Here is a 461-nt window from a genome sequence, read left to right on the forward strand (position 1 = left end):
CGTGTCCCTACACCGACGATTTTTCAGAGGACAAGGCAATCATAAAATGTTTGCTTGTAGATCAGGTTTTGGATGCCGTGTCCCTACACCGACGATTTTTCAGAGGACAAGGCAATCATCAAATGTTTGCTTGTAGATCAGGTTTTGGATGCCGTGTCCCTACACCGACGATTTTGCAGAGGGACAAGGCAATCATCAAATGTTTGCTTGTAGATCAGGTTTTGGATGCCGTGTCCCTACACCGACGATTTTTCAGAGGACACGGCAATCATAAAATGTTTGCTTGTAGATCAGGTTTTGAATGCCGTGTCCCTACACCGACGATTTTGCAGAGGGACACGGCAATCATCAAATGTTTGCTTGTAGATCAGGTTTTGGATGCGTCCCTACACCGACGATTTTTCAGAGGACACGGCAATCATCAAATGTTCGCTTGTAGATCAGGTTTTGGATGCGTCCCT

Annotated in this window: 1 protein-coding gene; it reads left to right on the forward strand. The window is 45.8% G+C overall.

Translation table 11 applies throughout. The features are described from left to right. A partial coding sequence (locus MiSe_RS49860) for a hypothetical protein (protein ID WP_226595044.1) occupies positions 1-461 on the forward strand: 461 nt, incomplete at both ends.

The sequence above is a fragment of the Microseira wollei NIES-4236 genome, from assembly GCF_020521235.1.
GTDB lineage: Bacteria > Cyanobacteriota > Cyanobacteriia > Cyanobacteriales > Aerosakkonemataceae > Microseira > Microseira wollei.